The 26339-nt window shown below is 64.2% G+C and carries 21 protein-coding genes and 2 pseudogenes; 9 read left to right on the forward strand and 14 right to left on the reverse strand.

The genetic code is table 11. The features are described from left to right. Nucleotides 1-16 precede the first annotated feature (16 nt). Nucleotides 17-688 (forward strand): glutathione S-transferase family protein, encoded by a 672-nt coding sequence (locus G8A07_RS14260; protein ID WP_195792715.1) that lies wholly within the window; start codon nt 17-19, stop codon nt 686-688. On the opposite strand, the pseudogene G8A07_RS14265 reads toward G8A07_RS14260, so the two are convergent. Further along, nucleotides 681-788: pseudogene (locus G8A07_RS14265) on the reverse strand (epoxyqueuosine reductase QueH); the annotation flags it as partial. The gene G8A07_RS14260 and the pseudogene G8A07_RS14265 sit on opposite strands and share 8 nt — an antisense overlap. A 58-nt stretch (nt 789-846) precedes the next feature. On the opposite strand from G8A07_RS14265, the gene G8A07_RS14270 reads away from it, so the two are divergent. Next, a complete protein-coding gene (locus G8A07_RS14270) occupies nt 847-2100 on the forward strand; it encodes an IS256 family transposase (protein WP_195792716.1) in 1254 nt (417 codons plus the stop codon). Nucleotides 2101-2305: 205 nt separating this feature from the next. Here the strand turns inward: G8A07_RS14270 and G8A07_RS14275 are convergent, their stop codons facing one another. Further along, entirely contained in the window at nt 2306-3208 is a 903-nt protein-coding gene (locus tag G8A07_RS14275; protein WP_195792717.1) for a LysR family transcriptional regulator, read from the reverse strand. 107 nt (nt 3209-3315) lie between these two features. Here G8A07_RS14275 and msuE point away from each other — a divergent pair, with 107 nt between their 5' ends. The 4 genes from msuE to G8A07_RS14295 all read left to right on the forward strand — a co-directional run bounded on the left by msuE (nt 3316) and on the right by G8A07_RS14295 (nt 6831). Next, on the forward strand, nt 3316-3897 hold the full coding sequence (gene msuE, locus G8A07_RS14280; RefSeq protein WP_195797775.1) for an FMN reductase: 582 nt from the start codon (nt 3316-3318) through the stop codon (nt 3895-3897). A 53-nt stretch (nt 3898-3950) separates the two neighbouring features. Then, the gene (locus G8A07_RS14285; RefSeq protein WP_195797776.1) at nt 3951-4934 is read left to right on the forward strand and encodes a DUF1852 domain-containing protein; all 984 of its coding nucleotides are present in this window, start codon (nt 3951-3953) and stop codon (nt 4932-4934) included. Between the two features lie 47 nt (nt 4935-4981). Then, complete coding sequence (locus G8A07_RS14290; RefSeq protein ID WP_195792718.1) at nt 4982-6007, forward strand: methionine synthase; 1026 nt, start codon at nt 4982-4984, stop codon at nt 6005-6007. A 686-nt stretch (nt 6008-6693) separates the two neighbouring features. Then, nucleotides 6694-6831, forward strand: coding sequence for a hypothetical protein (locus G8A07_RS14295; RefSeq protein ID WP_371816372.1), 138 nt, complete (start codon nt 6694-6696; stop codon nt 6829-6831). Here G8A07_RS14295 and G8A07_RS14300 read toward each other — a convergent pair. From G8A07_RS14300 to G8A07_RS14320, 5 genes and pseudogenes are all read right to left on the reverse strand, one after another. Further along, on the reverse strand, nt 6783-7373 hold the full coding sequence (locus G8A07_RS14300) for a hypothetical protein (protein WP_195792719.1): 591 nt from the start codon (nt 7371-7373) through the stop codon (nt 6783-6785). The genes G8A07_RS14295 and G8A07_RS14300 overlap by 49 nt on opposite strands. Further along, nucleotides 7370-8017, reverse strand: coding sequence for an SCO family protein (locus tag G8A07_RS14305; RefSeq protein WP_195792720.1), 648 nt, complete (start codon nt 8015-8017; stop codon nt 7370-7372). Before G8A07_RS14305 ends, G8A07_RS14300 begins: the two co-directional genes overlap by 4 nt. Next, nucleotides 8014-8607 carry a cytochrome c gene (locus G8A07_RS14310; RefSeq protein ID WP_195792721.1) on the reverse strand — a complete coding sequence of 198 codons (594 nt, stop codon included), beginning with the start codon at nt 8605-8607 and terminating at the stop codon, nt 8014-8016. Before G8A07_RS14310 ends, G8A07_RS14305 begins: the two co-directional genes overlap by 4 nt. Nucleotides 8608-8617: 10 nt before the next feature. Further along, complete coding sequence (locus tag G8A07_RS14315) at nt 8618-9226, reverse strand: cbb3-type cytochrome c oxidase subunit II (RefSeq protein ID WP_195792722.1); 609 nt, start codon at nt 9224-9226, stop codon at nt 8618-8620. A gap of 4 nt (nt 9227-9230) precedes the next feature. After that, nucleotides 9231-10534 (reverse strand): annotated as a pseudogene (locus tag G8A07_RS14320) (cbb3-type cytochrome c oxidase subunit I). Between the two features lie 184 nt (nt 10535-10718). Here G8A07_RS14320 and G8A07_RS14325 point away from each other — a divergent pair. Next, complete coding sequence (locus tag G8A07_RS14325; RefSeq protein WP_195792723.1) at nt 10719-11702, forward strand: tripartite tricarboxylate transporter substrate binding protein; 984 nt, start codon at nt 10719-10721, stop codon at nt 11700-11702. 69 nt (nt 11703-11771) lie between these two features. On the opposite strand, the gene fusA is transcribed toward G8A07_RS14325, so the two are convergent. The 7 genes from fusA to G8A07_RS14360 all read right to left on the reverse strand — a co-directional run bounded on the left by fusA (nt 11772) and on the right by G8A07_RS14360 (nt 22116). Beyond that, nucleotides 11772-13874, reverse strand: coding sequence for an elongation factor G (gene fusA / locus G8A07_RS14330; RefSeq protein ID WP_195792724.1), 2103 nt, complete (start codon nt 13872-13874; stop codon nt 11772-11774). 896 nt (nt 13875-14770) lie between these two features. Next, nucleotides 14771-15559: a hypothetical protein gene (locus G8A07_RS14335; protein WP_195792725.1), complete on the reverse strand. Its 789-nt coding sequence runs from the start codon at nt 15557-15559 to the stop codon at nt 14771-14773. 52 nt (nt 15560-15611) lie between these two features. Beyond that, nucleotides 15612-16916 (reverse strand): hypothetical protein, encoded by a 1305-nt coding sequence (locus tag G8A07_RS14340; protein ID WP_195792726.1) that lies wholly within the window; start codon nt 16914-16916, stop codon nt 15612-15614. Next, nucleotides 16894-18321 carry a hypothetical protein gene (locus tag G8A07_RS14345; protein ID WP_195792727.1) on the reverse strand — a complete coding sequence of 476 codons (1428 nt, stop codon included), beginning with the start codon at nt 18319-18321 and terminating at the stop codon, nt 16894-16896. Before G8A07_RS14345 ends, G8A07_RS14340 begins: the two co-directional genes overlap by 23 nt. Continuing rightward, nucleotides 18321-19439 (reverse strand): ATP-binding protein, encoded by a 1119-nt coding sequence (locus tag G8A07_RS14350; RefSeq protein ID WP_195792728.1) that lies wholly within the window; start codon nt 19437-19439, stop codon nt 18321-18323. Before G8A07_RS14350 ends, G8A07_RS14345 begins: the two co-directional genes overlap by 1 nt. A 14-nt stretch (nt 19440-19453) precedes the next feature. After that, complete coding sequence (locus G8A07_RS14355) at nt 19454-21400, reverse strand: hypothetical protein (protein ID WP_195792729.1); 1947 nt, start codon at nt 21398-21400, stop codon at nt 19454-19456. Further along, nucleotides 21397-22116: a hypothetical protein gene (locus G8A07_RS14360; protein WP_195792730.1), complete on the reverse strand. Its 720-nt coding sequence runs from the start codon at nt 22114-22116 to the stop codon at nt 21397-21399. Before G8A07_RS14360 ends, G8A07_RS14355 begins: the two co-directional genes overlap by 4 nt. 1095 nt (nt 22117-23211) lie before the next feature. Between G8A07_RS14360 and G8A07_RS14365 the strand changes: the two genes are divergently transcribed. After that, nucleotides 23212-24051: a hypothetical protein gene (locus G8A07_RS14365; RefSeq protein WP_195792731.1), complete on the forward strand. Its 840-nt coding sequence runs from the start codon at nt 23212-23214 to the stop codon at nt 24049-24051. A gap of 131 nt (nt 24052-24182) precedes the next feature. Continuing rightward, the gene (locus G8A07_RS14370; protein WP_195792732.1) at nt 24183-26339 is read left to right on the forward strand and encodes a pentapeptide repeat-containing protein; all 2157 of its coding nucleotides are present in this window, start codon (nt 24183-24185) and stop codon (nt 26337-26339) included.

A 26339-nucleotide genomic window follows, 5' to 3' on the forward strand; every position in this document is an offset into this window, starting at 1 on the left:
ACCGGAGACCCCCACCGTGAAGAACCCGCAGCAAGACGAACAAGAACAAGAACAACAACAACTCCTCCTCTACGGCGCCGCCGGGTCCGGCTCCGTCGCGGTCGAGGCCGCGCTGACCCTGCTGGGTCGGCCGTTCCGGCTGGTCGAGGGCGAGACCTGGGTGTCGGAGACGGCGCGCGAGCGGGTCGCTGCGCAGAACGCGCTGCGGCAGATCCCGACCCTGGTGCTGCCCGGTGGCGAGGTCCTGACCGAGAGCGCCGCAATCCTGATCCATCTGGCCGATGCCCACCCCGAGGCCAGCCTGTCGCCCGGCCTGGGCGATCCGGCGCGCGGGCAGTTCCTGCGCTGGATGTTCTATGTCTCTTCGGCGATCTATTCGCTGCATTGGATCAAGCCCGATGTGGGCCGGATCGGCGCGCCGGCCGGCGCCCGGGAGGCGGTGGTCCAGGCGGTCCATGAGCGCATTGCCTTCTGCTGGCGCAGCATGGATGCGCAGCTGCGGCCGTCGAGGTACTTGCTGGGCGACGAGTTGACGGTGCTTGACCTGTATGTGGCCGTGATCTCGCGCTTCGGGCCCTGGCGCGAGCGTTTTTATGCCGAGGCGCCGGCCATGACGCCGGTGATCCGGCGCGTCGACGAGGAGCCGCGGCTCAAGGCGCTGTGGCAGCGACGCTTTCCGGATGGCTAGCCAGCGCCGAGCGTTCGAAGCGCATGTCGAAGCACATGGTGCAACGGATGCCGCGCTCGGGCTCGTTCTCCATGCCCTTGGCGCGTTCGAACCAGTTGTCGCGGTGAGCCTGTCAGGATTTTTGTGTGCGAGGCATAGCATGACGACCAGGAGCATCTATGCCAACCAAGAAGAAGCCGGCGGGAGCCGGCATGACGGCGCTGCCGTCGATCCCCAAGGAACTCATTGAGCAGCTGACCGGCGGCTCGACGCCGATGACGGCCGAGCAGATCAACGCCACGACCATGGCGCTGAAGAAGGCGCTGATCGAGCGCGCGTTGGGCGCGGAGCTGTCGCACCACTTGGGCTATCCGCCCGGCACGGCCAAGCCGGAGGAGGCCGGCAACCAGCGCAACGGCAAGTCCGCCAAGACGGTCTTGACCGAGGACGGTCCGTTGCGCATCGAGGTGCCGCGCGACCGCGCCGGCTCGTTCGAACCCATCCTTATCCCCAAGCACGAGCGGCGCTTCACCGGCTTCGACGACAAGATCGTGGCCATGTACGCGCGTGGCATGACGGTGCGCGAGATTCAGGGCTTCCTGGCCGAGCAGTACGGCACCGAGGTCAGCCCCGAGTTCATCAGCTCCGTGACGGATGCCGTGATGACCGAGGTCTCGGCCTGGCAGAGCCGGCCGCTGGAGCCGATGTATCCGGTGGTGTTCTTCGACGCTCTGCGCGTGAAGATTCGCGAGGATGCGGTGGTGCGCAACAAGGCTATCTACCTGGCCCTGGGCGTGCTGCCCGATGGCACGCGCGACATCCTGGGCCTGTGGATCGAGAACACCGAGGGCGCGAAGTTCTGGATGAAGGTCTTCAACGATCTGAAGACCCGAGGAGTCGCCGACATCCTGATTGCCGTCACCGATGGGCTCAAGGGCATCCCCGAGGCGCTCGCTGCCGTGTTCCCAGCCACGACGCTGCAGACCTGCATCGTGCACCTGATCCGCAACAGCCTGGACTTCGCGAGCTGGAAGGACCGCAAGGCCCTGGCGGCGGCCTTGAAGCCAATCTACACGGCGTCCAGTGCTGACGCGGCCCAGGCCGAACTCGATGCCTTCGAGGCGAGCGCCTGGGGCCAGAAGTTCCCGACCGTGACGGCCACCTGGCGCCGGGCCTGGGATCGGGTCATCCCGTTCTTCGCCTTCAGCCCAGCCGTGCGGCGCGTGATCTACACGACCAACGCCATCGAGAGCATCCACAGTCGGCTGCGCAAGATCATCAAGACGCGCGGCCACTTCCCCAGTGACGATGCCGCTACCAAGCTCCTGTGGCTGGCGCTGCGCAATATCACGGCCGACTGGGGCCGCGCGGCCAAGGAATGGAAGGAGGCCATGAACCAATTCGCCATCGCCTACGGCGAGCGATTTACCTGACCTGCCGCGTAATATGCGGCGCGGGCTCGTCTGAATCGGCGAGCCCTACACCGAGCCTCGAACACAGAAATTCAGACAGCCCCGTCGCGGTCGTAGTCGGCATCGACGAAGGGCACCCCGAACTGCTCCGCGAAGCGGATGTTCTCGTTCTAGCGCAGCTCGTATTCCTTGAGCAGATGCTCGCGCTTGAAGTCGGTGCCGTCGGTCATGGCTTGGGCCCGGTGGCGGCGCCTCGACGCGCCAGTTCGATGAAAGCCTTGAGGTAGTCGATGTGCAGCTCGCTGTCGCGGGCGCCGAGATAGATCTGCTTGGCCACGCCCTTCCTGCCGAGCTGGACCGGCAGTAGGTCCATCTTGGCCGCGTACTCCTCGACCAGCCAGCGCGGCAGCGCCGCGACGCCGCGATCGCTGGCGACCATCTGCAACATGATGTCCGTGGTCTCGATGCTCTTGTGTCGCTTCGGCGTGATGCCGGCCGGCATCAGAAACTGCGTGTAGACGTCCAGGCGCTCCACCGCCACCGGGTAGGTGATCAGCGTCTCGCCGACCAGGTGCTCGGGCTTGGCATAGGCCGCGCCGGCCAGCGCATGGCGGCGGCTCACCACCAGCACCTGCTCGTAGTCGAACACCGGCTCGAAGTGCAGGCCCGGTTTGAACAGCGGATCCGGCGTGACCAGCAGGTCGATCTCGTAGCCGAACAACGCGCCGATGCCGCCGAACTGGAACTTCTGCTTGACGTCGACATCCACGTCCGGCCAGCGCGCCAGATAGGGCGAGACGATCTTCAGCAGCCACTGATAGCAGGGATGGCATTCCATGCCGATGCTCAGCGTGCCGCGCTCGCCCTGCGCGAACTGGCGCACGCGCGCCTCGGCCAGGTCCAGCTGCGGCAGCATGCGGTTGGCCACCGCGAGCAGGTACTCGCCGGCCTGCGTCAGGCGCAGCGAGCGGCCCTCGCGCAACCAGATCGGCGTACCCAGCTGATCCTCCAGCTTCTTCATCGCGTGGCTCAGCGCCGACTGCGTCAGGCACAACACGCCAGCAGCCGCGGTCAGCGAACCCTGGCGGTCGACCTCCCGGATGATGGCCAGATGGCTGCGCTCAAGCATGAATGAAATTGATTGATTATTGAAAAACAACCATTTTACTTCATACCACCCCTTCACTAGCATTCGTACCCAATCCGGCCGTCGAAGCAGTCCATATGAAAGCAAAAATGACACCTCCACTCCGCCTGGTAGCGGTTTCCGGTGGGATGCAACGCCCCTCCAAGTGCGCAGCTCTGTCGGAACACCTGCTGGAGCTGATCGCCGAGGAAGTCCCGTGCGAGCAACGCCTGGTCGAACTGGGACAGCTCGCACCGCAGCTCGCTGGCGCGGTCTGGCGTCCCCAGTTGCCCGTTACGGTGGAACGGGAACTTGCAGCGGTCGAGCAAGCCGACATCCTGGTGGTGGCCACGCCGGTCTTCCGCGGCTCCTATACGGGATTGTTCAAGCACTTCTTCGACTTCATCGACCAGGACGCCCTGATCGACAAGCCGATCCTGCTGGCGGCCACCGGCGGCAGCGAACGCCATGCCCTGATGATCGACCATCAGCTGCGGCCGCTGTTCAGCTTCTTCCAAGCACGCACATTGCCGCTGGGCGTCTATGCGACCGACAAGGATTTCGTCGACTACCGTCTTCAGAACGCGGCCCTGATCCAGCGGGCTGCTCTGGCGGTCCAGCGCGCCCTGCCTCTGATCGAGATGACGTGTCATGCAAGGCCCGCCGTGGCCGCCGAACGGATCGCCGCCTGAAGCGCGCACCGACTGTTTTCAGCTGTTCAACACCTTCTTTGCGCCGAATCCCCATGAACAACGAGTTTGCCTTCAGCATCAAGAGCCAGCGCTTTGATGAGAACTATCGTCCGGCGGACAACACCCGGATCACGACCAACTTCGCCAATCTGGCCCGGGGCGAGAGCCGCCAGGAGAATCTTCGCAACACGCTGCGGATGATCGACAACCGCTTCAACGACCTGGCTCAGTGGGACAACCCGGGCGGTGACCGCTACACGGTCGAGCTCGACATCATCACCGCCGAGCTCGACCTGGGCCTTGGCGGCGGCGGCGAGTCGTTTCCGCTGATCGAGATCCTGTGCCCGACCATCGTCGACAAGCGGACCGGCGAACGCATCGTCGGCATCGCGGGCAATAATTTCTCCTCCTATGTGCGCGACTACGACTTCAGCGTTCTGCTGCTGGGGCACAACAAGGACAAGCCCGCCTTCAGCACGCCGGAGCATTTCGGCGACCTGCACGGCAAGCTGTTCAAGCATTTCCTGAACTCCAGCGCCTACAAGGAACGCTTCGGCAAGCCGCCGGTCATCTGCATCAGCGTGTCGAGCAGCCAGACCTACCGACGGACCGGCAATCAGCATCCCGTCCTGGGCCACGAGTACCAGCAGAGCGAGTTCTCTTCGACCGATCAATACTTCGAGAAGATGGGCTTGAAGGTCCGCTTCTTCATGCCGCCGAACAGCGTGGCGCCCTTGGCCTTCTACTTCCAGGGCGACCTGCTGGCCGACTATGGCAACCTCGAGCTGATCGGCACCATCAGCACGATGGAAACCTTCCAGAAGATCTATCGTCCCGAGATCTACAACGCCAACTCCGCGGCCGGGACGATCTATCGGCCGAGCCTGAAGCATCCGGACTACTCCTTGACCCGCATCGTCTACGACCGGGAAGAGCGCAGCCAGCTGGCCATCAAGCAAGGGCAGTTCACCGAAGAGCACTTCATCAAGCCCCACAAGGCCGTGCTCGATCACTGGGCCGCCAGTTTCGCGGCCTGACCCAGCGCCCACCCGCCATCCCGTTTCCGTATGAAAGGATTCTTTTGATGTTCGAGACCTCCATCGCCGGCAGCCTGCCGAAACCCGCCTGGCTGGCTGAAACCAACAAGCTCTGGCCGCAGTGGCGAGCAGAAGGCGATGCGCTGCTTCAGGCCAAGGCCGACGCGACCCTGCTGTGGATCAAGGCCCAGGAAGATGCCGGCCTGGACATCGTGTGCGATGGTGAGCAGTCGCGCCAGCACTTCGTGCACGGCTTCCTTGAGCAGGTCGAGGGCATCGACTTCGAGAACAAGGTGAAGATGGGCATCCGCGACAACCGCTACGACGCGATGGTGCCGCAGGTGGTGGCCGCACTGCGCCTGAAGGGCCGCGTGCACGCCTTCGAGGCGCAGCTCGCCCGTGCGCACACGAAGAAGAAACTGAAGTTCACCTTGCCCGGCCCGATGACCATCGTCGACACCGTGGCGGACCGCTTTTACGGCGACAAGGTGAAGCTGGCCTTCGCCTTCGCCGAGCTGCTGAACCAGGAGGCGCTGGCGCTGCAGGCGGATGGCGTGGACATCATCCAGTTCGACGAACCGTCCTTCAATGTCTACATGAAGGACGCTGCCGACTGGGGCGTGCAGGCGCTGGAGCGCGCGGCGCAGGGGCTGACCTGCACGACGGCGGTGCACATCTGCTATGGCTATGGCATCAAGGCCAACACCGACTGGAAGAGCACCCTGGGCGACGAGTGGCGCCAGTACGAGGCGGTGTTCCCCGCGCTGGCCAAGAGCCGCATTGACCAGGTGAGCCTGGAATGCATCCACTCCCATGTGCCACCCGACCTGATGAAGCTGCTGGCCGGCAAGGACGTGATGGTCGGCGTGATCGACGTGGCCAGCGACGTGGTCGAGACCCCCGAGGAAGTGGCCGATACCATCGGCCGGGCGTTGCAGTTCGTGCCGAAGGAGAGGCTGTTCCCGTGCACGAACTGCGGCCTGGCGCCGATGGCGCGGGACGTGGCCTTGCGCAAGCTGGAGGCGCTGGCGGCGGGTACGAAGCTGGCAAAGGAGCGGCTCACCACGGTGTGACAGAGGAATCAGGTAGCGCGGCGCCTGATGGTGGAGGCTGCGCTCAAGCTGCGCGCCGAGACGACTACCGCCTGAGCCCGCCTCGCGCGCGACCGCGGCCATGCTGCCGTCGTGGCGCGCCAGCGCGGCCTCGATCCAGCGCCGCTGGAAGGCGTCGGTGGCCTCGCGCAGGGGCAGGCCCGGCGCGGGCACCTCATCCGGCATGGCGGCGGCGCCGATTTCGGGCGGGGCTGCCGGGGCCGCGTCCTGCAGCGCCAGGTGGCGCGGCTCGATCGCGATCCAGCGTCCGCCGCGGCCCTGCTCCGCCAGCGCGCGCAGGGCCGCGCGGCTGATCAGGTGCCCCAGCTCGCGCACATTGCCGGGCCAGGCCTGCGCCAGCAGCGCGGCCGAGGCGGCCGGCGAGAGGCGCAGATTGCACGCGCCCAGGCGGTGCTGGTTCTCCTCCAGGAAGCTGCAGGCCAGGCTCCGCATATCGCGGCCGCGCTCGCGCAGCGCCGGCACCTGCAGCGGATAGACCGACGGGCGGTGGTACAGATCGGCGCGGAAGCGTCCGCGCGCCCCTCCTGGCGCAGCTCGCGATTCGTTGCGGCCAGCACCCGCACGTCGACGCGCAGCAGCCGGTCGCTGCCCGGGCGCTGCAGCTCGCCGCTCTGCTGCTGGCGCGCGAGCCGCCGGAGGATCGCGATATGGACCTGTACCTGCTCGGCCCCAAGCCCTTCATGCGTGCGGTCTATGCCAGCGGCCTGGCGTTGGGCGTGCCGCCGGGGCAGCTGCACTACGAGTTCTTCGGCCCGGCCGAGGCCTTGACCGCGCCGGCCGCCTGAGGCCGTCGCGCAGCCTCTGAGAGTACACGCCACAGCAGCAGCGCCCCGAGCACGCACGCGCCGGCCACCAGGCCGGCGCCGGTCCAGACCTGCTCGTTCTGCAGGTAGTTGACGCACAGGCGCTGCGGGCTGGACTGGTAGAGCAGGCCGGCGGTGGCCATCATCCAGGCCAGATTGCCGCCGACGAACAGCGCCACTCGTGGCTCCAGCCGGCGCCAGCCGCCGGCCATGGCCCAGCCGGCGATCCACCAGCCCAGGTACTTGGCCGCCGCGACCCGGCCGTCCAGCAGGGCCAGGTCCAGCGCCGCCGGAATCATCCAGAAGGCCGAGACCAACAGCAGCAGGCAGGCGCCCGTCAGGCCGTGCCAGTCCCAGGCCGCGGCCCGATGTGGCCCGCTCAGGCCGCGCGCCGCCCAGCCGGCCGCGAACAGCAGCGGGAACTCCAGCAGCATGTGCAGCGCCATCGAGCTCTCCAGCCCTTGGCGCAGCGCCGGCCACAGCAGCAGCAGCGGGCACAGGGCCATCAGCCGCCGGGCGCTCATCGGCGCACCTCCGCCAGCGCGCGGGCATGGGCCAGCGCCTGCGGCCAGGCCTCGTAGTCATAGATCGCGCGCAGCCGGCCCCGGCCGTCGATCAGGTGCAGCGCGGCGTTGTGCACGAAGCCGCCTCGGCCGTCCGGGATCGCGATCACGCCCAGGGCCCGCAGCAAGGCATCGCGCTCGGCCGGGGTGCGCGGCGCGGCGATGCGCCAGCGCGCCGGATCGGCGCGGTAGAGCGCGCCATGGGCCGCCAGCGCGGCGCGGTCGTCATGCTCGATGTCAAAGGAGATCGACAGCAGCTCCGGCATCGCCGGCCCGTCGAGCAGGGCCTGCATCCGCTGGTACTCGGCGCCCAGTGCGCGGCAGACGCCGGGGCAGCGGGTGTAGATGAAGTCGACGATGCGGACCGGCCCCGCAGCCTCGGCCGGCCAGGGCCGCAAGACCTGGCCCCGCTCGTCGCGCAGCGCCAGCCCGGCCGGCACCGCGAGCTCGCCGCGCGCGGCGCGGGCGCGGCGCAGCTCCTCGAAGGTCCAGGCGCCGAAGCCCTCGGTCAGCGCGGCCGTCGCGGCGAGGAAGCTCGCGGCCAGCAGGGCGCAGAGCAGTAGCGTGCCGGCCAGGCCGCGGTCCGCGGCTGCTTCGCCCTTCACTGCAGCAGCGCCTTCAGCTCCGCGTCGCCCTTCCACGGGGCCTGGCGGTCCTTGCTGGCCGCGCGTTCGCGCGCCACCGCGGCGGTCTCGATCGCCGCTGCCTCGTTGCCCCATTGCTTGCGGATATGGCTGGCCACCGCGGCCAGCTCGGCGTCGGCCAGCTGCGCGCCGAAGGCCGGCATCGCGCCCTTGTAGACCTGGCCCTTGACGGTCAGTTCGCCCTCGGCGCCATGCAGCAGGATCTGCAGCAGCGCCCGCTCCGCGCCCAGCACCCATTCGGAGCCGGCCAGCGGCGGGAACACGCCGGGCAGGCCGGCGCCGCTGGCCTGGTGGCAGGCCACGCAGCGCGCCGCATAGATCGCGGCGCCGTCGGCGGCCGCGCCGGCCGCGGGGCCGGGCTTGGCGCGCAGGTCGTCGAGCGTGCGCACATCGCCGTGGCGCGCGTCGGTCAGCGGCCCGGCGTCCAGGATGTACCAGACGCCCCAGAGCGCCAGCAGGCCGGCGATGGCCAGCACCCACAGCGGGATCGGCCGGCCGAGCTCATGCGGGTCTGGGTGCTCGCGGCCCTGGGGATCGCTGCGTCGGTTCATCCCATGCTCCTCAGGGGGCGGCGCCGCTGGCGGCCTTGGCCGGCAGCACCGGGTAGCTGCGGTTCAACGCCAGCAGGTACTTGACCAGGTCCTCGGCCGCCGGCCGCGCGACGACGACCTTGCCGCCGCGCGGCTCGTAGGGCGGCGGCAGGTTGATCATGCGCTCGCCGGGATCGGCCTTGTCCTTGATCTCGAACAGGAAGGGGTAGGCCGGCATGATGCTGCCCGGCACATAGGCGCGCGGCTGGTAGAGATGGCCGAAATGCCAGTCGGCGCTGGGCTGGCGCACGCCGATGTTCATCAGGTCCGGGCCGGTGCGCATGCTGCCCAGCAGATGCGGGCGGTCGTAGTAGTAGTCGGCCGCGACGGTGGCGCGGCCCCAGCCGCGCTCGGCATCGGCGGGGGTCTGGGCGCGGTCGCGCGGCTGCTGGGTGTGGCAGTAGACGCAGCCCTGGCGGATGTACTCGGCGCGCCCGCGCAGCTCGGCCGAGCTGTAGGGCTTGAGGCCGGGCGCCGGTTTGACATCCTTCAGCTGCAGATAGGGCAGCACGACCAGCGCGCTGGTGGCCACGCCCAGCATCACCATGCCGCCGGCGACGAGCTTGACTTCGCTGTCCATGCGCTCATTTCTCCTGGGTGGCGAGGTGGAAGAGGGCGGGGCGGTGCCGCGTCGGCCCCAGGTTCAGGATCAGCGCGGCGAAATGAAAGGCGAACACGAGATGGGCCAGGGTCATCAGCGCGCCGCCCACGCTGCGGCCCTTCAGCCAGGGGAGCGTCAGGGTCACCGAGTCCATGAAGGGGCGCGCCGCGTCCAGCATCGCGACGCCCTGCAGCCAGCCGCCGATCGTCATCGTGATGAAGTAGATCGAGATGCCGATGGCGGCCAGCCAGAAATGCACCAGGATCAGGCGGGGGTAGGGCCATTCGCGCTCGACCACGCGCGGCATCACGAAGTAGATGCCGCCGAAGAAGGCCATGCTGACGAAGCCGTAGAGGCCCAGATGCGCATGGCCCACCGTGTAGTGGGTGAAATGGGTGACGGTGTTGACGCTGCGCAGCGCCTCGAAGGAGCCCTGGGCCGAGGAGGCCACATACATCGCGCCGGCGAAGGCCACGAAGCGCAGGGTGGGCGAGTGGATCAGCGCCCGGTAGCGCCCCTGCAGGGTCAGCGCGCCGTTGACGCCGAAGGCGATCACCGGCACCAGCATCATCATGCTCTGCACGATCGACAGGGTGATCAGCCAATGCGGCACCGGCCCGCCGATCAGGTGGTGGCCGCCGACCTGGCCGTAGAAGAAGGCCAGGGTCCAGAAGCCCAAGAGCGAGAGGTTGTAGGACTGGATCGGCCGGCCCAGCACCTTGGGCATGAAGTAGTAGATGGTCGCCAGCGCCAGCGGGGTGTAGAACAGGCCCAGCGCGTTGTGGCCGTACCACCAGTTCATCGTCGCCTGCTCGACGCCGAAATGCAGGTTCGGCACCTTGGCCACCAGGTAGAGCACCGGGAACCAGAACAGCGCCGCGCCCATGTACCAGACCTGAGCCATTCGTACTGGGTCAGCCAGTCCGGCTCGTGCAGCTTGATCGAGGCGGTCAGGCCGGCGGCCGAGGCCACCAGCAGCCACACGACCGCGCTGAGCAAGAACACGAACACGACGACGGCGCTGGAACGGTCGGCCGCGCCGCGCGCGCTCAGCTCGTCGGGCTCGGGTGGTATCGCTGCTGCCTCGCCGGCGCTGGCCTGCAGGGCCTGTTGCGCCGCGCCGCTGGCCGCCGGGTCGTCGACCCGGCCCAGCTCGGCGGGCTCGAAGATCACCTCGGCGCCCTCGGCCTCGCGCTCGAACAGCCCCTGGCGCATCGACCAGATGAAAAAGGCCAGGGCCACCACCGACAGGATGAACGCGGACAACAGGATCGTGACGGGATCCATCGGTGCCTCCTCATGCCGCCGGCGCGGGCGGGGTGTCCGATTGGAACCACGGCGGCCGCCTGCTGTCAACGCGGCGCCGAGATTCGCCCGCGGGGCGGGGCCGCTGCCGCACAATGCGCGGGCACTCCCGAGTGCCCAGCAAAAAATCGTGACAGCCATAAGAAACAACGAGGAGATTCGACCGATGGTCCAACGCCGACAATTCGTCCTGCCGCTGCTGGCCGCCCCCGCGCTGCTGCTGGCGCCCGCCCTGCAGGCCCAGGAGGGCAGCTATCCCAACAAGCCGATCAAGCTGCTGGTCGGCTTCCCGCCCGGTGGCGGCATCGACTTCGCGGCCCGCACCATCCAGCCCGCGCTGGAGAAGGCGCTGGGCCAGCCGGTGGTGATCGAGAACAAGCCCGGCGTCGGCGGCGTGCTGGCCGCCACCGAGCTGTCGCGCCAGGCGCCGGACGGCTACACGGTGCTGCTGGCCAACACCGGGCCGTTCGCGATCGCGCCCTATCTGCAGCCCAAGATGCCCTACCAGCCGCTGAAGCAGTTCAGCTATATCGGCCAGATCGCCGAGGGCGGCTATATCGCGGTGACGCGACCCGACCATTCGGCCAAGGACCTGAAGCAGTTCGTCGCCTGGGTCAAGGCGAATCCGGGCCAGGCCAACTACGCCTCCGGCGGCAATGGCTCGTCGACCCACATGAACGGCGAGCTGCTGAACCAGGTGGCCGGCATCGACATGATGCATGTGCCCTACAAGGGCAGCGCGCCGGCCGTGCAGGACCTGCTGGGCGGCCAGGTGCAGCTGCTGATCGATGCCGGCACGGTGCTGCTGCCGCAGGTGAAGAGCGGCCGGCTGAAGGCGCTGGCCGTCACCGGCGCCGCCCGCGACCCGAACCTGCCCGAGGTGCCGACCGCGCGCGAGCTGGGCTTCAACGGCATGGAGGCGGTCGGCTTCCAGGGCCTGGTGGCGCCGGTCGGCCTGCCCAAGCCGGTGCTGGACCGCCTGTCCACCGAGCTGGCCAAGGTGCTGGCCCAGCCCGAGATCCGCGCCAAGTTCGCCGCGGCCGGCTCGGAGGTGCAGTCGCGCGGGCCCGAGGCCTTCGCCGCCTTCGTCAAGGCCGACAACGAGAAGTGGTCGACCCTGATCAAGAAGCGCGGCATCAAGCTGGACTGAGCCAGGCGCTCAAGCCGCCAAAGGGAAGGGCGGTCGCCTCCCGGCGCCGCCCTGTCTTGCTACTCCGTCTTACTTGGCGCGCGCGGTGATGATCGCGTCGGCGACGTTCTTCGGGGCCTCGCTGTAGTGCTTGAACTCCATCGTGTAGGTGGCACGGCCTTGGGTGGCCGAGCGCAGCGAGGTGGAGTAGCCGAACATTTCGCTCAGCGGCACCTCGGCCTTGATGATCTTGCCACCACCGACCATGTCGTCCATGCCCTGCACCATGCCGCGACGGCTGGACAGATCACCCATCACCGTGCCGGCATAGTCCTCGGGCGTCTCGACCTCGACCGCCATCATCGGCTCCAGGATCACCGGGCCGGCGCGGCGGCAGGCTTCCTTGAAGCCCATCGAGGCGGCCATCTTGAAGGCGTTCTCGTTCGAGTCCACGTCATGGTAGGAACCGAAGGTCAGGGTGACCTTGACGTCCACCACCGGATAGCCGGCCAGCACGCCGTTCGGCAGGGTGTCGATCACGCCCTTTTCCACTGCCGGGATGTACTCGCGCGGCACCACACCGCCCTTGATCGCGTCGACGAACTCGAAGCCCTTGCCAGGTTCCTGCGGCTCCACGGTCAGCACCACATGGCCGTACTGGCCCTTGCCGCCCGACTGGCGCACGAACTTGCCCTCGACATCGGTCGCGGTCTTGCGGATCGTCTCGCGATAGGCCACCTGCGGCTTGCCGACGTTGGCTTCCACGCCGAACTCGCGCTTCATGCGGTCGACGATGATTTCCAGGTGCAGCTCGCCCATGCCGGAGATGATGGTCTGGCCGGATTCCTCGTCGGTGCGCAGGCGGAACGAGGGATCCTCGGCCGCCAGGCGGCCCAGCGCGATGCCCATCTTTTCCTGGTCGGCCTTGGTCTTGGGCTCGACGGCCTGCGAGATCACCGGCTCGGGGAAGATCATCTTCTCGAGCGTGATGATGGCCTCGGGGTCGCACAGGGTCTCCCCGGTGGTGACGTCCTTCAGGCCCACGCAGGCGGCGATGTCGCCGGCCAGGATCTCCTTGATCTCCTCGCGCTGGTTGGCATGCATCTGCAGGATGCGGCCGATGCGCTCCTTCTTGCCGCGGATCGGGTTGTAGACCGAGTCGCCGGACTTCAGGATGCCCGAGTAGACGCGCACGAAGGTCAGTTGGCCGACATAGGGGTCGGTCATCAGCTTGAAGGCGAGGGCGGCGAACTTCTCGTCGTCGGCCGGGCGGCGCGTGACCTCCTGCTCGTCCTCGTCGGTGCCGCTGACCGGCGGAATGTCGATCGGCGAGGGCATGAAGTCGATCACCGCGTCCAGCATGCGCTGCACGCCCTTGTTCTTGAAGGCGGTGCCGCACAGCATCGGCTGGATCTCGCCGGCGATCGTGCGCTGGCGGATCGCCCGCTTGATCTCGGCCTCGTCCAGGTCGCCGGTCTCGAGGTACTTGTTCATCAGCTCCTCGGTGGCCTCGGCCGCCGCCTCGACCATCTTCTCGCGCCATTCGGTCGCGCTGGCCTGCAGCTCGGCCGGGATGTCCTCGTAGCTGAACTTCATGCCCTGGGAGGCCTCGTCCCAGATGATCGCCTTCATCTTCAGCAGGTCGATCACGCCCTTGAAATGTTCCTCGGCGCCGATCGGCAGCACGATGGGCACCGGGTTGGCCTTCAGGCGGTCCACCATCATCTGGCGCACGCGGAAGAAGTCCGCGCCGACGCGGTCCATCTTGTTGACGAAGGCAAGACGTGGCACCTTGTACTTGTTGGCCTGGCGCCAGACGGTTTCGGATTGGGGCTGCACGCCGCCGACCGAGTCGTAGACCATCACGGCGCCGTCCAGCACGCGCATCGAGCGCTCGACCTCGATCGTGAAGTCGACGTGCCCAGGCGTGTCGATGATGTTGATGCGATGTTCCGGCAGCGACAGGTCCATGCCTTTCCAGAAACAGGTCGTGGCGGCCGAGGTGATCGTGATGCCGCGCTCCTGTTCCTGCTCCATCCAGTCCATCGTCGCGGCACCGTCGTGCACTTCACCGATCTTGTGATTCACGCCGGTGTAGAACAGGATGCGCTCGGTCGTCGTCGTCTTGCCGGCGTCGATATGCGCCGAGATGCCGATATTGCGATAACGCTCGATGGGGGTCTTGCGAGACATGATGTCGTCACTCCGTAAATTTGAACGCCCAGATCTCCGGGCCACCGGCCAGCATAAGGCCGTAATGAGACAGTAGGCGGACATGGGGCCATTGGTGGCGGAAGCAAGGGCTCGGCAGGAATCAATATTTAATCGACAATGTGTATTATGTAAAACTTCAATTGGGAGGTTGATTCGGCGTGCGATGGCCGCGTTAGCCCTGCAGTCCGGCGACAAGAATGTCTGTGCCATTTCATAGGAAAGCTGCGACGCAAATGTGCAACCGGCGAGAAATCCGGCAAGTTATTGATTTCCGTCGTACGACAAGAGTTGGTGGTCTTCGTTGACGGAACTGTTCAACCTAGAACGGCTTAAAGCCGATGCCAGATCTTGAAACGAACCCGGCAGCGGCACTGCAAAAAAAGAAAAAGCGCCCTACGGGGCGCTTCTCGGAATTGGCGGGGGCTGAGGCCCTCTTTGGACCTAAGCCAACCTAGACAGGTCTCGTGACTTCCCTGCAGCCGTCCAGTGCGCATACCCCCAGGAACCTCGCGCCTTTTTTTTGATTGCTTTTCAGCTTGAAAGTCAATTTCACTTCCCCCCCTTCCTGTGATTCGATATCTCCAGGGAGATATCGAAAAGCACGAACAAGGAGGCAAGCGTCACTAGACAGCCAGTGAGGAAGTCTCCGAACACTGCCGTGGCCGACACGGCACCGAAGACGGAACTGCAAATGATTTTAGCGCCGCGCCGACAGCGCGGATTGGTCTTGCGGCGCAACCCGCCTGCCGTATGAGTAGAGTAGCAGCGGCAGATGTCCATGAGATCCTCGCTCCAGGCCATGCAGCGCTGTTGCACTACAGCGGCCTGGCGCTGTCCAGGGTTGGGCTCCTGCAGGCGCTCCAGCTGGCAGCGTCTCACGTGGCTTTGCCGGGCAGCCCGACAACCACCTGGTATAGCGGCAGGTGTGGGAGGGCCATCATGGAGATGTCGGCAATCAGGTAAGTGGTGCCCGAGACGTCGATCTCACGAAGCGCAACGGGTGTCTTCAGCTGGCTACGCCTGGGTTCAAAACCGCCGACCCAGTACGTGCAACTTCCCTCGTCCCTGACGATCAGCGGTAACAGCAAAGGCACGAACTCAGCACCACCCAGCTCGTACCAGGCGAACGCATGGGCAGTCTTGGCGAGCACGCGTGCCACATCGCGCGCATTCATGCCAGGCGAGTGCCACAAGATCTCCTTCCAACCAAGCGACCTCATGACACGCGAACTCTGGTCGGTGTCCAGGTTGGTTTCCATGCCGACCGTTGCTTCCTCTTCTGGCGAACGGCCTGCCAGCAAGCCCGGCACAGGGAACGTAGAAGCAATCGGCATACGCGGCGTCTGCGACCTTGGCACCTGGGTGGACACCTCTTCCCCGGCGTGATTCACACCGCAAGCCCTGACGCGCTCTGCGAGAAAGTCAGCGCGCTGCTTCGAGCGTCGCGTTGCCACACCATCTATGGCGCGCTGGAATCCGTAGGTACCACGGGCGACCCGACGCTCCAGTTCTGACGTGATCTGCGCGTGTTCTGGGCAACTCGCCCGGTGCAGTACCTGCTTCCCGCCCAGAGCGAGGGCAAGCACGTGCTCCTTTGAAAGATAGCAGCCCTTCGCACCGCAGTAGATGCACTGATCGGCAGCGCGGACCGTTGAACCATTCATGTCGGAGTTCGTACGGAAAGAATTGAAAAGGGGCTTCGATGTCCGGGCGGCCTCACACCCAGGACGTCGACAGCTCGACAAGCGGCCATATCGGTATACCCCTTTCTTCTGCGCGCCGTCCAGAGACGTCGCCTTCGGTCCACAGGTGTTCGGCGCTACGCCAATCGCCAGGTTTCGGCATTCGAAAGCTCATGCCAAGACCAAATTGGATGTTTCTGCCAGTCAGATCAATCGCCTCTTGATTGATCTCTCGCCCAGATCGATGCGCATCAAAGGCGTTGCGGAGGGCCATCAATGAGCGTTCACGCAAACGCATTGCGCTCTTCGTGTCGCCGCGCTCCATCGCGAGGCTTGCAGCCATCTGTACCACTCGGCGTCCGTACCGGGAAGCGCTGTTGGCATCGAGCGCGAGCAGCGTCTCGGGCGAGTTGCAGCTTCGGGGCACGACATACTCTGTGCGAGGCGACTCTAGTCGCCTGACCCAGCGGCTGATCGTGTCCGACAAGGGCGGTGGGCAAATCAATGTTTCACCGCCGCGCCAAACGACGCGCTTGTCGATGTGGGCGGACCAGTCCGAGGCCATTCGATTTGGTGGTTCAAGATCCTGGATCGTCAATCTCGCTACTTCTTCAGTGTATAGATTGCCGTAGTACAGCAGCTCTACGATCAATCGGTGTGGTGCTAGATCTTCCGCCGGGAAGTTCAGATCCAGCGCGCGGCGGATCCAGTGCCACTCATCGGATGTCAGCATGTCCATGGGTCTGCGAGTCCGCGTGGTACCTTGAACGGCGACGGTCGCTAAGCCCATGTCCATGTCCTTCTTTCCATAGACGAACCGCAGTTCAGCGTAGCGTTGCTTGGACAGCCAGTGGGTGAGCACAACGAGATGCCTCAGTGTGGCGTCGCGTGAAGAGCCCATCTGCGACTGAGTAAATGGTCGCCACTTCGCTGAAGTGCGCGGCACGCGCGCGCCAACCCAGCGGTGCAACGGCTGTGGGTTTGCCAGGAACCTTGCGAATGCGACGAAGTCCTCTTCGTCCAGCGATGACACTGCCTTACCTCGGACGAAGCAAGCCCAGTTAAGCAGCTTATCCGCCATTGCGCGACGGCATACTGCGGATCCCTGACGAATGGATGTTTTGGTGATCCACCATTCGATCGCGGCGCGATCATCATTGGCATCGATGCGGCACGCCGCGCCGCATCGATGGGTGCCATTGCTGCCGTCCAGGCCGGCCGGCGCTACGAAGCGTTCCAGCGGCGCAATGTCAGGAGGCAGTAGCTGCTGCGAACCGCCCTCTCCCGCTGCTTCCTCGTCCCATTCATCACCAGCGTCAAGAGACTCTCGGTTCGTCATACCATGCTCCTTCGAAGCGTCGGGTTGAGACCAAGCACAGTTGTCGCTGGTTGACGCCTTCCCGCCACGTGAAGTGGCTTAGCCCGCTGGAGACGACCTCCAGCCGCGGACTCATCCTTGGTGCCCAGATTGCAAGCAGCTCCAAGTAGGTTGCACGGTTGGCCTTGACGTCGGGGGCGTCACTGTCTTTCTCGAATGGGTCTCCTAGGGGACGCACGGCTGCCTGCCACTGTCGCGCCGTCCAAAGATCCTCCAGGAAACTGCGCCATACGAAATGTCCCCAGGCCTCGTCGCTCACTTGGACCTCTGTGGGCCACAGCAGCAGTGATGTACCCAGCCGAGTTCGCTCTGCGTCGCCCTCCGAGTCGAAGGTCGGCTTTCCAATCTCATCCGAGAAAGGGAAACTGCCTTCGCAGCGCGAGATCCACAGCACCAGGGCGTGAAGATGGGCCAAGCAGCTTGAGTACTTGGGCACGATGGCCTCGTTGACCCGATGCAGGTAAAAGGCATCGTGAAAATCGAAGCGATCTACGCAACGGGACAGGTCAAGATGCTCGATGACGTGGCGACGTATCGACTCGTAGATTGCGGTGCGCGGTTCTCGCCGGGGCGGTTGCTTCCTGGATGGCAGGCATGCCGTGCCCATGACCGTTACGCCTGCATCTGGATCGCTACCGGTGCTAGCCAGCGTCGACAGGGCATGAAACACGTGCGCACGCCGGCGCGGCGAAGGGTCTGAGGATGGGATATCGACCCAGTTGGACACAGTCGACCAATCCACATCGAGCGATTGCCATGCCTGCAACCGTCGCCCCAACTGCTGCAAAGCGCGTGTGTCGCCTGGCCCGCACCATTGCTCAAAGTTTGCTGTTCCGTTCCAGGCGCGTCCATAGCCTCGGCCACACTCGGTGCACTGCATTGGCGACTGGAACGCCTCTTGGGTCAGCGCGTACCGTGGTGTTGGTGCGTCGCAGTGCGGGCAGGTGTCTCGTAGTGGCTCGCCATGCAATGGGCAGGTCGACAGTGCATCGATCTGGTGCAGCGCGGACTGGAAGCCGACGTCCGCGCAGGCTCGACAGAGTCGCAGCCGGGTATCGCCTGCGATGACAGTGGCCCAACCGCCGCACAGGCTGGTCAAGAAGCCAGGTAGCGCCGATTGACCTGTCGCGCCTTGGGCCTTGGGCGCCGCCCAGAGGCCACTGAGGAAACTGCGGCCGTGCACGGGTGAAAAACTGGCTTGTAGCAGTCTGCTGCCAAAGAGCAGTTCACAGAGCGATCGAGGGTCCAGCGCGTTCACAAGAGCGATCTTTGCGGTGCGCGTGTAGGCACCCTCCAGGGGAGACATCCACGGCAGGCAGCCCATCAGGCCGCCGTCGACGCTCTGAAACCGAGGCAGGCTGCCCATCAGAACAACGTGTCCCCGTAGCCGCTGAATTGCACCGCCGCCTTCCAGGCGCCCGGCGTGCCGGCGTAACCAGGGCCGTCCAACTCCATCTGAGCGAACAGGAAGTTGCGCACCGCGCCACCGATCCAGTTCATGCCGATGTTGCCGGCTACTTTGTTGCCGCTGACGGCAATGGCCTTGAACTCATTCCACATGCGGTCCGCTTCGTCGGCAAGCCGCCAGCCACTCTTCCACGATTTGGGCATGAAGAACTCGGCATAGCTGATGTCGGTCCCGATCGGGTGGGCGCTTTGCTCGGGATCGTCATAAGCCTTTAGCGTCTCCCTGAGTTCCTCGACATCGCGCAGCCCCCGGAACTCTCGGGGCGTAAGCAGGAAACGGCCAATCAGGTCGGTGCGACCACGCGACAGCAGGTTGCTCCGCAATTTTTTGAGCTCGGATGTCTGCCCGAAGGTGACGGTGATCAGCCGGATGCTTTTCTCATTCAGGTCGTTGGCTACGTCTCGCAGCCAGGTCCATTGGCTTTCGCCCCAGTTCTGCCCTTCGTCGACCAACACCAAATAGCGGTCACTGGCGAGCTCACGCGCTTGGCCAATCAGCATGTTGAGGTAGCGGGTGCGCTTCTCCTGGGCAGTGCCGCGCTGCGCTCCGGAGTGGGCTGCGTCTTGCAGCAAGTCGGAGAAGAACGTGCCCTGGGTGAATTTGTCGTGATCCTTCGCCAGTGCTTTTCCGACGGGCAGATTGCGGAAGGTTTCATTCAGCGCGCACACCGTGCGCTTGATGGTGGTCGTCTTTCCGGACCGAAAGTCGCCTAACAAGCAAGTGCCGGGATCACGGTGAACCACGACGCTCTCGATGATGCTGTAGGCCTCCTTCAACGGTGGCGTAGCGACCGCCACCTCATTCTTGGTGACCGGGTGCTCCATGTACAGCTTGTCCCGGGCCTCGCCCTGCTCCAGCGCAGCCCGGCGGATCTCACGGTTGGTCGCTGCTTGTGCAGCGGCCTTGTCAGCGGGCTGCTGCTGCGTCGAGCTTACCTGCGCTGACGATTGCGCTCCGCGTCGCCGCGGATGGGCTGTGCGAGGTTGCTCGACATTGGTAATGGCTTGATTCAGCATGACTACTCCATCAATCAGGTTTGGCGCCAGGTGGGACGTTTGATGTGTCCGGGCACGGGACGTATCAGAAGCGGCACGAGCGCTTCCGGTTCGGCATTGAGCACTGGCACATCGAGGCCGGTGATGCGAGAGGCCTCGGCAAGCTGCGTGGCCGCATGTGACACCCGACCCGGAGCCGCCTTGACCTCGGAGAGGGTCTGCCGTGTTAGGTAGGCCAGGTACTCGTTGATTGGGTCATCGCCCGCCAGCCGCCCGTTGCGGATCAGCGCGTTGATCGTCTTGCGCATGGCGCGCGAGTGCGAGTGGGCTGCCCAACCGGCATGCAGGCATTTCAGTTGTCCGAACGCATGCCCGTCCGGCAGAAAAGCACACACCGTCATGTCGCGCTCGCAGATGTGCAGGATGACTTCATGGCCGAGGAGGTCGTAGCGAGAGGACAGTGCGTCGCAGGTGTAGCGAGCTTCATCGACCAACACGTAGGGGGGCGTCATCGCGCCCGGCCGGGCACGCCCTTGGATCGTGCGCCGATCCACCGCGACGCCGAGTGCCGGCGTATGTGCCGTCGCGGGCACCGATGCCCGTGGCAGGTAGGTGGCGCTATGCACGTCGAGGCCGCGGCGCATAACGGCCAGCGGGGTTTGGCCGCCCAAGGCGGAGTGTCCCGTCGCGTTGTAGTTGGCGATCAGCACGTCGATCAAGTCGAGCAACTCCTCCCAAGTGATCGAATGGCGAATCGCATTCTTCACGGGATCGCTTTTGTGGACGTCCATCGGGTTTGAGCCTGTCGACGAGGGCTCGCACTGAAAACCGTACATCTCCAGCGTCTTGAAGAGCCGCTCCGTTAAGCCGTTGCTCCACCACCCGCCGACCGGGCCGAACGTCACGCTGCATCTCAAAGCCCGCCGAGCCACCTGGATCAGCTTGTTCGAAAAGTGTTGAGCCGCGTTGTCGACCTGCAGCACGCAGGGGCGGCAAAACATCAGCCCCTCGATGGATCCCACCGGAAAACCCGCACCAGGCTTGTAGCTGTGTCCTTTCACGACGAGCTCGCGGGGTTTCCAGGGCACCTCGCAGGCGACGAGGGCCTCCTCGATGGTCTCCGCACTGATCTCGGTCTGAATGGATACCGAGTAACGCAGCGCGCAGCGGGACGCGTTGTCGGTGATCGGGAAGATCCATATACGCTCAATTGCGACCGGCTGCGGGCCGGCCGGCCCGGACACGATGACTACGCCGTGGCAGTGGATCTTGTGGGCATCCGCGCCACACATGTCGAGTGGCGCCATCGCCAAGGGAAAGCGCTTCCTGCCTGTCCCCAGCTTCATCTGATCGCGCGCGTCGATGCCGTACCAGGTTTCTACTGAAGTAGCATCTGTCGGGATGAAGGCCCGTGCGTAGCGCTCCACCGACCGCCGGCCCTTGCTGCGGGAGTTCAGCGGATAGTCATTGGCCGTCAGCCCTGCGGCATCGCAGGCGGAACGGAATGCCGAAAAAACGCTGCGAACGGTTGGATGGCGCGATTTGACCTTGGGCTTGATCGAACCGCCGTTGCGGATGGCTTCGTGTAGCCGCCTGCGGATTGATGGATTGGCGCAAAGAAATGCTTCGAACGCACCTGAAGCGCCCTGCTCCGCCGCTCTTGCGCCAGAAGGTAGCTCGCGGCGTTGATACTTAGCTTCCGAAAGTCTCACATAGGGCAACAGGCCACGCCATCCTGCGATGCGGCCTTCGTCGTCGATCGTCAGGCAGCGATTGAGCTTGTCGAGAACTGTCTGCTTGCTGCACTGGCCAACCTTGGCAGCTGCGCCCAGGGCACCGTTCGCCATGTAGGTCCGTATTGCCAGTTCCATCCGGTCGAAACGGTTGCGTTCACTCTCGTTCATAAGTTCTATAGACGCCCGCGGCCAGTTATCGCAGTTGCGCCATTCCTGCGGCACGGTCTTGAACCGGTAAAAAGTCATCTCCGCGCTCCCCAAAATCGTGAGCCCAATCCCCACGGTTTCTCGTTGAGATTGCTGAGGTAGCGCCCGACCTGGACGCCTTGCAGCAACGCCGCGACATACAGAGCCTCCCGACCGGGTTCAGCTAGCGCCACGACATCGCACAGGGCCACCTCATCACGTGTGTGGATCAGTGTGGCCACCTCGTTGCCGAACTCGTTCAGCGGCCACGCCCGCGCTTGGCCGAGATAGGGCAACAGGCGGTTCCAGTTCTGGATGCGCATGGGGTTGCTGGTGATCTCCGCTGCTGTGAGTACCTCCACCCGCGACGGTAAATCCCTGTGCACGCGCTGGCCGACGAGCAAATGCAGATGATCTACCTTCGTGGCCACCGAAGACGTCTCCTCGGCTCGTACGCACCTCCACACCACGCTGTTGTCAGCCATGTGCAACTCCGCGTCAACGATCTGCCCGAGCTCCTCTCCGGCGATTTGCATGGCCCGTGCCTGCACGTTGTAGTTCGCCGTCTTCACATCCGGATCGGACTCGACCAGCAAGAAGTGGAAGTACCGCGGATCGCCGTGCAGCAGCACGTCCGCCTGTGCCTTGGAGCTGTATGCATACCAGAGGCGGTATTTGCTCTTACCACGGCCGGCATAGTCATCTTGCAGCTTGCCGCGCAGCTGCGTCCCCAGTCGGCCAGTCGCTTTCTTGAGCGGCTTCCTGGTCCCACTCATGGCAGGCGTCCCGGTCGAGGTGAGTGGGTGCAGATGTCGTTCATGCGGGACCTCCAGCGATGGAGGCTCCACGCGGTGCCAGGTCGGCCGGCCTACGAAAGGCCATCAGTCACTGCCGCGGCGAACACAAGAGCAAAAGATCAAGGCACGAGTTCAGCCAACCCTTGACAGCCGTAGGCGTGGCGCCTACCCTGTCAGGGCCGATGCAATTTGAAGAGTGCGGCGGTGAATATTGAGTTCAGGAAAGGCCTGCTTGCGCGAACAAGCAGGCCTTTCGTCTTTCTGGCATACGCGTGCGCCTTCCGAAGTGACGGAACTGCATTGATAGGCGTTGGCCAAATAATGATCAAGCGTTTTTCGGCCGAACAGACGCCGCAGAAGGCGCGTGCGCACAGGCTATTCGCGTTCAGTTCAACGCTAGCGTTTGGAGCTGCCGCTTGGACTCGGTGCAAGATGCGGGCTCACCTGTATGCAGTGCGTCGACTGCATCTGACTTCTACCTGAGTTGGCAGCTGTTGGTCGTCTACCTGCGCAAACAACTGTGCCCCGAACCATAAAGTTGCAGCATTGGCAGCTTTATGCGTTTCTGGGGATCGCTGCCGGCGCTGATCGCGATGCGCTCGTCGCTGAGGATGAGGCTCGGCCCCAAGGTCGGGGACCGGTGATGTTCAGGTGATCGTGCATCGCGCGATATGGGAGCGACAGCGCCAGGTGATGCTCACCGCGCGACTGCTAGGCGTGAAGGCGTCTGGCAGCGTGACGGGGAGGTCATGAATCTGATCGCGGGCTTCCTGATGGACCTCGCACTAATGTTGGGGAAACTCCGGATGGGAAGCCGGGACTTCCGGTGAGGGCGGGTCTCAAGTCGGAACAAAGCGCGAGATGCACTGCAGTGCAACACGCACCAGGTAGCAAGCCCCCAAAGCCCATATCGCACCTCCTACAACGACGCTCGTCACAGCGAAGAGAGTTCGTCAACTGCCTCCAGCTCTACATACTTTTGAGGATGAACCGGAACCGACCGCCTGCCGTCGCAGCGTCCGATCCATCATGCTGCGAGTTTCGTGGGGCACTCCCTCCGATCCAGGAGCAGCCATGGCATCCATCTCAGTTTCGGGAGCTCGCCTACTCGTCAACGACCGAGAGGTGCAGCGCTACGGTCCTTTTCAGCGCACCTACTTGGCAGAAGGTGACTCGTGGATGGACATGAGCGCCTGGGATCAGGGCTCCCTACCGGAGTACCTAGCCAGAGACTTCAATCGGGACGGGAGAAGCAACCTAATCATCAAGATCGCCACGGCCGGCCATACGTTGACCCGGATCGTGGACATGATGAACAGCGACCTAGTTTGGTGGCTCCGGCAGCAGACCTACGATGGCATCCTCTTCAGCGCCGGAGGCAACGACTTCATCGATGCGGCCAGGGATCCAAGGCCGGGCGAGGGCTTACTCGTTGACTGCCGGTCAATAGCGCCCCCGTCAGATGCCAAAAGCTGCATCCGCCCAGCAGCGCTTGCGGCCTTGGTCAGATACCTGAACATCAACTTCGCCGCGATCTACAACGCTATCCGCACCAGTTCGCGAAATGCGGCAACGAAGATCTACTTGAACTGTTACGACACGCCAACCGCACGCGACGCGCCCGCCATCCGCGGCCTCTCGGGGCCATGGCTGTACGCCGCTTACGTCAAGAATGGTATCCCAACCCAGCACTGGGCCAACCTAACGGCCCTGCTGTTTGCCGAGATCGAGAAGACCGTTGACGGCTGGGCGGCCAACGGCACCGACCTGCATCTGGTGGCCACCACCGGGCTACTCACGGCAGCAGACCCAACCTCGACGGCGGATAGCGGCGACTGGATCAACGAAATCCACCCGAACCCTGCCGGCTGGCGCAAGCAGGTCAAGGCCTGGCGCGGCACGCTGCCGCCGTAACACTGGATGGTCCCGTTTAAGGAGGCTTTTTTGGTCGCCTCAGGTAGAGACGGCTTCCACTGCTAAAAACTGACTGGAGGTGATCGAATGGCGCCCGGGCAAAGGTACTCCGCGGTGGATCCGGAGGCTGCATGGAAGGGCTGATCGCAAGGTATCTGGTTGCGGTGAATCTCTTCGCTGCACCAACACTTTGGGCCGCAACTCCTGCTGCACTCCAAGGCGAAACACGGCCCTGCCCTGCATCACCTGGTACTCGCAAACCTGTTCAGGCAGCCGATGTTCTCAAAGACATTCGAAGTGGGAAACCGGTATCTCTTGACGGGGTGTCAATCATGGGAGACCTGGACTTATCACTTCTACCTTTGGAATCAGTTGTCCCGAAGGGTGAGTCGAAACTGCCCGGCCTGCCTTCACTAAAGGACGACTTGAAGCTGGCCCAGCTTGAGCGCGAACTGGCTACCAACGTGCGCAACGTCTTGCTCGTGCGCGCCGCGATAGCGATCGAAAACAGTGAGATCTACGGGCGCATCAACATCGGGCCAGCCAACACGCCCGTCGTCTTCCTCTCCACATTTGCACTGCGCAACACAAGGGTCTGTGGGGATGTTGACCTCTCAAGGGTAAGGTTTCGAAATCCGGTGATCTTTGACGGGAGCACGTTCAATGGACAGCTGACGCTACGGCACGCGGTGTTCGGCGGCAACGCGCTGCTGAGAAAGGTGAAGGTGGACGCGAGGACAGATTTCGGCGATGCCAGGTTTGAGCGCTCAGCCTTGTTCAGCGAGTTCTTAGTGGGAAACGCAGGCTCACTCTCCTTTTCGAGAGCTAAGTTCGCAGCGGGCCTTGACTTTCATGCTGAAGAGCAAGGTGGCACGGTGCTCAAGGCGCTTTCGTTCGCTGATGCAGTTGTCGATGGAAGTGCTGCAAACTTTGAGAAGGTGGTTTTCCGTGGCGCAAACTTCAACAATGCGAGCCTGAACGCATCGGCCAAGTTCAGCGAGGCAAGGTTCGACGGCGAAAGGGGCAACTTCACGGGCGTAAGTTTCCGCGGTGGAGTGGACTTCGATGGAGCAATCTTCCCAAGCGGCGCAATCTTCTTCAACGCTGAGTTTGTGGGCGAGCGTCCGGCATCGTTCGATCGGACGAATTCTCGAAGGAGCATGGACTTCACAAAGGCGCGATTGGCTGGCCCGGTCAGCTTCGTGCAGTCGGAGATCGCTGGGCTCGTCTCGTTTGAGGATGCTGAAGTCCGCAGCAGTTTGGACTTCCGCCTTTCCCGCGTGCATGCCTTAAAACTCGGCGGCGGTTCGGCCCGCGTGAAGCTAGTCAGCGAGGCGCTCTTCGACCACGCATGGATTGGAAAAGCGCTGTTCGACAACACTGACTTTGCGGGGAAAGCGTCGTTCGTATCCACCAACTTTGGATGGAGCGGGACATGTCCGGAAGATTCCGAGCGCCAAGGCATCGCACTCAGTCTGGAGGGCGCCTCGTTTGCCACCACTGCTGACTTCGCAGAAGCAAGATTCATGGGTCGGCTGAGCATGCGCAACCTCGGGGGTGAAGCAGGCAATCTTCGGTGGCGCTGGGTTCAGATCGCAAAGGCGCTTACCGCCGGCACAGGCGCCAAACTGCGCGAACTCGAAAAAACGCCCGGGTGCTACGTTATAGAGACAAGAGCCCAAACGGACGAGGAAAAATGGGGAGCCAACGCGGAGACGTTGCGGTCCTTGGAACGCAACTTCAGCTCCCTGGATCTTCTTGATGACGCCAACGCTGTGGCGTATCTGCGGGAGACGGCAGAGGCTCGACAGGAAATGGGGGACGCAAGATTGACGTGGTCAGAGCGCGCGCTCGCCGCAGTCAGACTCTATGGCTTCGGTTACCTGGGCGGGTACGGCGTCAAGCCGCTTCGGATCCTTGGCGAGATCGCTCTATTAGTCATGGTCGGCAGTCTTGTCTATGGGCGCTCCGGCAGGACGCTAGGATGCGACCCGCCCAGCGACACGCCGCTGGACTGGAAGCTCATCGCGCTGCCTATCAAGGATAAAACGTGGTTCGGATCGACTACCGTCCCACGCTGGCTGCTGGCTGCATGGGTCAGCATCGCAGCCACCACCACCATCCGGACACGTGCCGCATACATCTGCCTTGGCCATGACGATCGTATGCGTTGGGTTGTGTACGTCCAACGAGCCGTCGGATATCTGCTAGTCATCGTTCTGGGCATCAGCGTTGGACGCACGATGCCATTCCTGCAAAAGACCCTCGGCGGGTTGCCGGGTTTCTGA

It is taken from the genome of Roseateles sp. DAIF2, assembly GCF_015624425.1.
Taxonomy (GTDB): domain Bacteria; phylum Pseudomonadota; class Gammaproteobacteria; order Burkholderiales; family Burkholderiaceae_C; genus Kinneretia.

Excerpts from the sequence above, each read along its gene's own strand:
- G8A07_RS14270 (WP_195792716.1), top strand. The coding sequence starts at position 847 with ATGCCAACCAAGAAGAAGCCGGCGGGAGCCGGCATGACGGCGCTGCCG.
- G8A07_RS14275 (WP_195792717.1), bottom strand. The coding sequence starts at position 3,208 with ATGCTTGAGCGCAGCCATCTGGCCATCATCCGGGAGGTCGACCGCCAG.
- msuE (WP_195797775.1), top strand. The coding sequence starts at position 3,316 with ATGACACCTCCACTCCGCCTGGTAGCGGTTTCCGGTGGGATGCAACGC.
- G8A07_RS14285 (WP_195797776.1), top strand. The coding sequence starts at position 3,951 with ATGAACAACGAGTTTGCCTTCAGCATCAAGAGCCAGCGCTTTGATGAG.
- G8A07_RS14290 (WP_195792718.1), top strand. The coding sequence starts at position 4,982 with ATGTTCGAGACCTCCATCGCCGGCAGCCTGCCGAAACCCGCCTGGCTG.
- G8A07_RS14295 (WP_371816372.1), top strand. The coding sequence starts at position 6,694 with ATGGACCTGTACCTGCTCGGCCCCAAGCCCTTCATGCGTGCGGTCTAT.
- G8A07_RS14300 (WP_195792719.1), bottom strand. The coding sequence starts at position 7,373 with ATGAGCGCCCGGCGGCTGATGGCCCTGTGCCCGCTGCTGCTGCTGTGG.
- G8A07_RS14310 (WP_195792721.1), bottom strand. The coding sequence starts at position 8,607 with ATGAACCGACGCAGCGATCCCCAGGGCCGCGAGCACCCAGACCCGCAT.
- G8A07_RS14315 (WP_195792722.1), bottom strand. The coding sequence starts at position 9,226 with ATGGACAGCGAAGTCAAGCTCGTCGCCGGCGGCATGGTGATGCTGGGC.
- G8A07_RS14325 (WP_195792723.1), top strand. The coding sequence starts at position 10,719 with ATGGTCCAACGCCGACAATTCGTCCTGCCGCTGCTGGCCGCCCCCGCG.
- fusA (WP_195792724.1), bottom strand. The coding sequence starts at position 13,874 with ATGTCTCGCAAGACCCCCATCGAGCGTTATCGCAATATCGGCATCTCG.
- G8A07_RS14335 (WP_195792725.1), bottom strand. The coding sequence starts at position 15,559 with ATGAATGGTTCAACGGTCCGCGCTGCCGATCAGTGCATCTACTGCGGT.
- G8A07_RS14340 (WP_195792726.1), bottom strand. The coding sequence starts at position 16,916 with ATGACGAACCGAGAGTCTCTTGACGCTGGTGATGAATGGGACGAGGAA.
- G8A07_RS14345 (WP_195792727.1), bottom strand. The coding sequence starts at position 18,321 with ATGGGCAGCCTGCCTCGGTTTCAGAGCGTCGACGGCGGCCTGATGGGC.
- G8A07_RS14350 (WP_195792728.1), bottom strand. The coding sequence starts at position 19,439 with ATGCTGAATCAAGCCATTACCAATGTCGAGCAACCTCGCACAGCCCAT.
- G8A07_RS14355 (WP_195792729.1), bottom strand. The coding sequence starts at position 21,400 with ATGACTTTTTACCGGTTCAAGACCGTGCCGCAGGAATGGCGCAACTGC.
- G8A07_RS14360 (WP_195792730.1), bottom strand. The coding sequence starts at position 22,116 with ATGAGTGGGACCAGGAAGCCGCTCAAGAAAGCGACTGGCCGACTGGGG.
- G8A07_RS14365 (WP_195792731.1), top strand. The coding sequence starts at position 23,212 with ATGGCATCCATCTCAGTTTCGGGAGCTCGCCTACTCGTCAACGACCGA.
- G8A07_RS14370 (WP_195792732.1), top strand. The coding sequence starts at position 24,183 with ATGGAAGGGCTGATCGCAAGGTATCTGGTTGCGGTGAATCTCTTCGCT.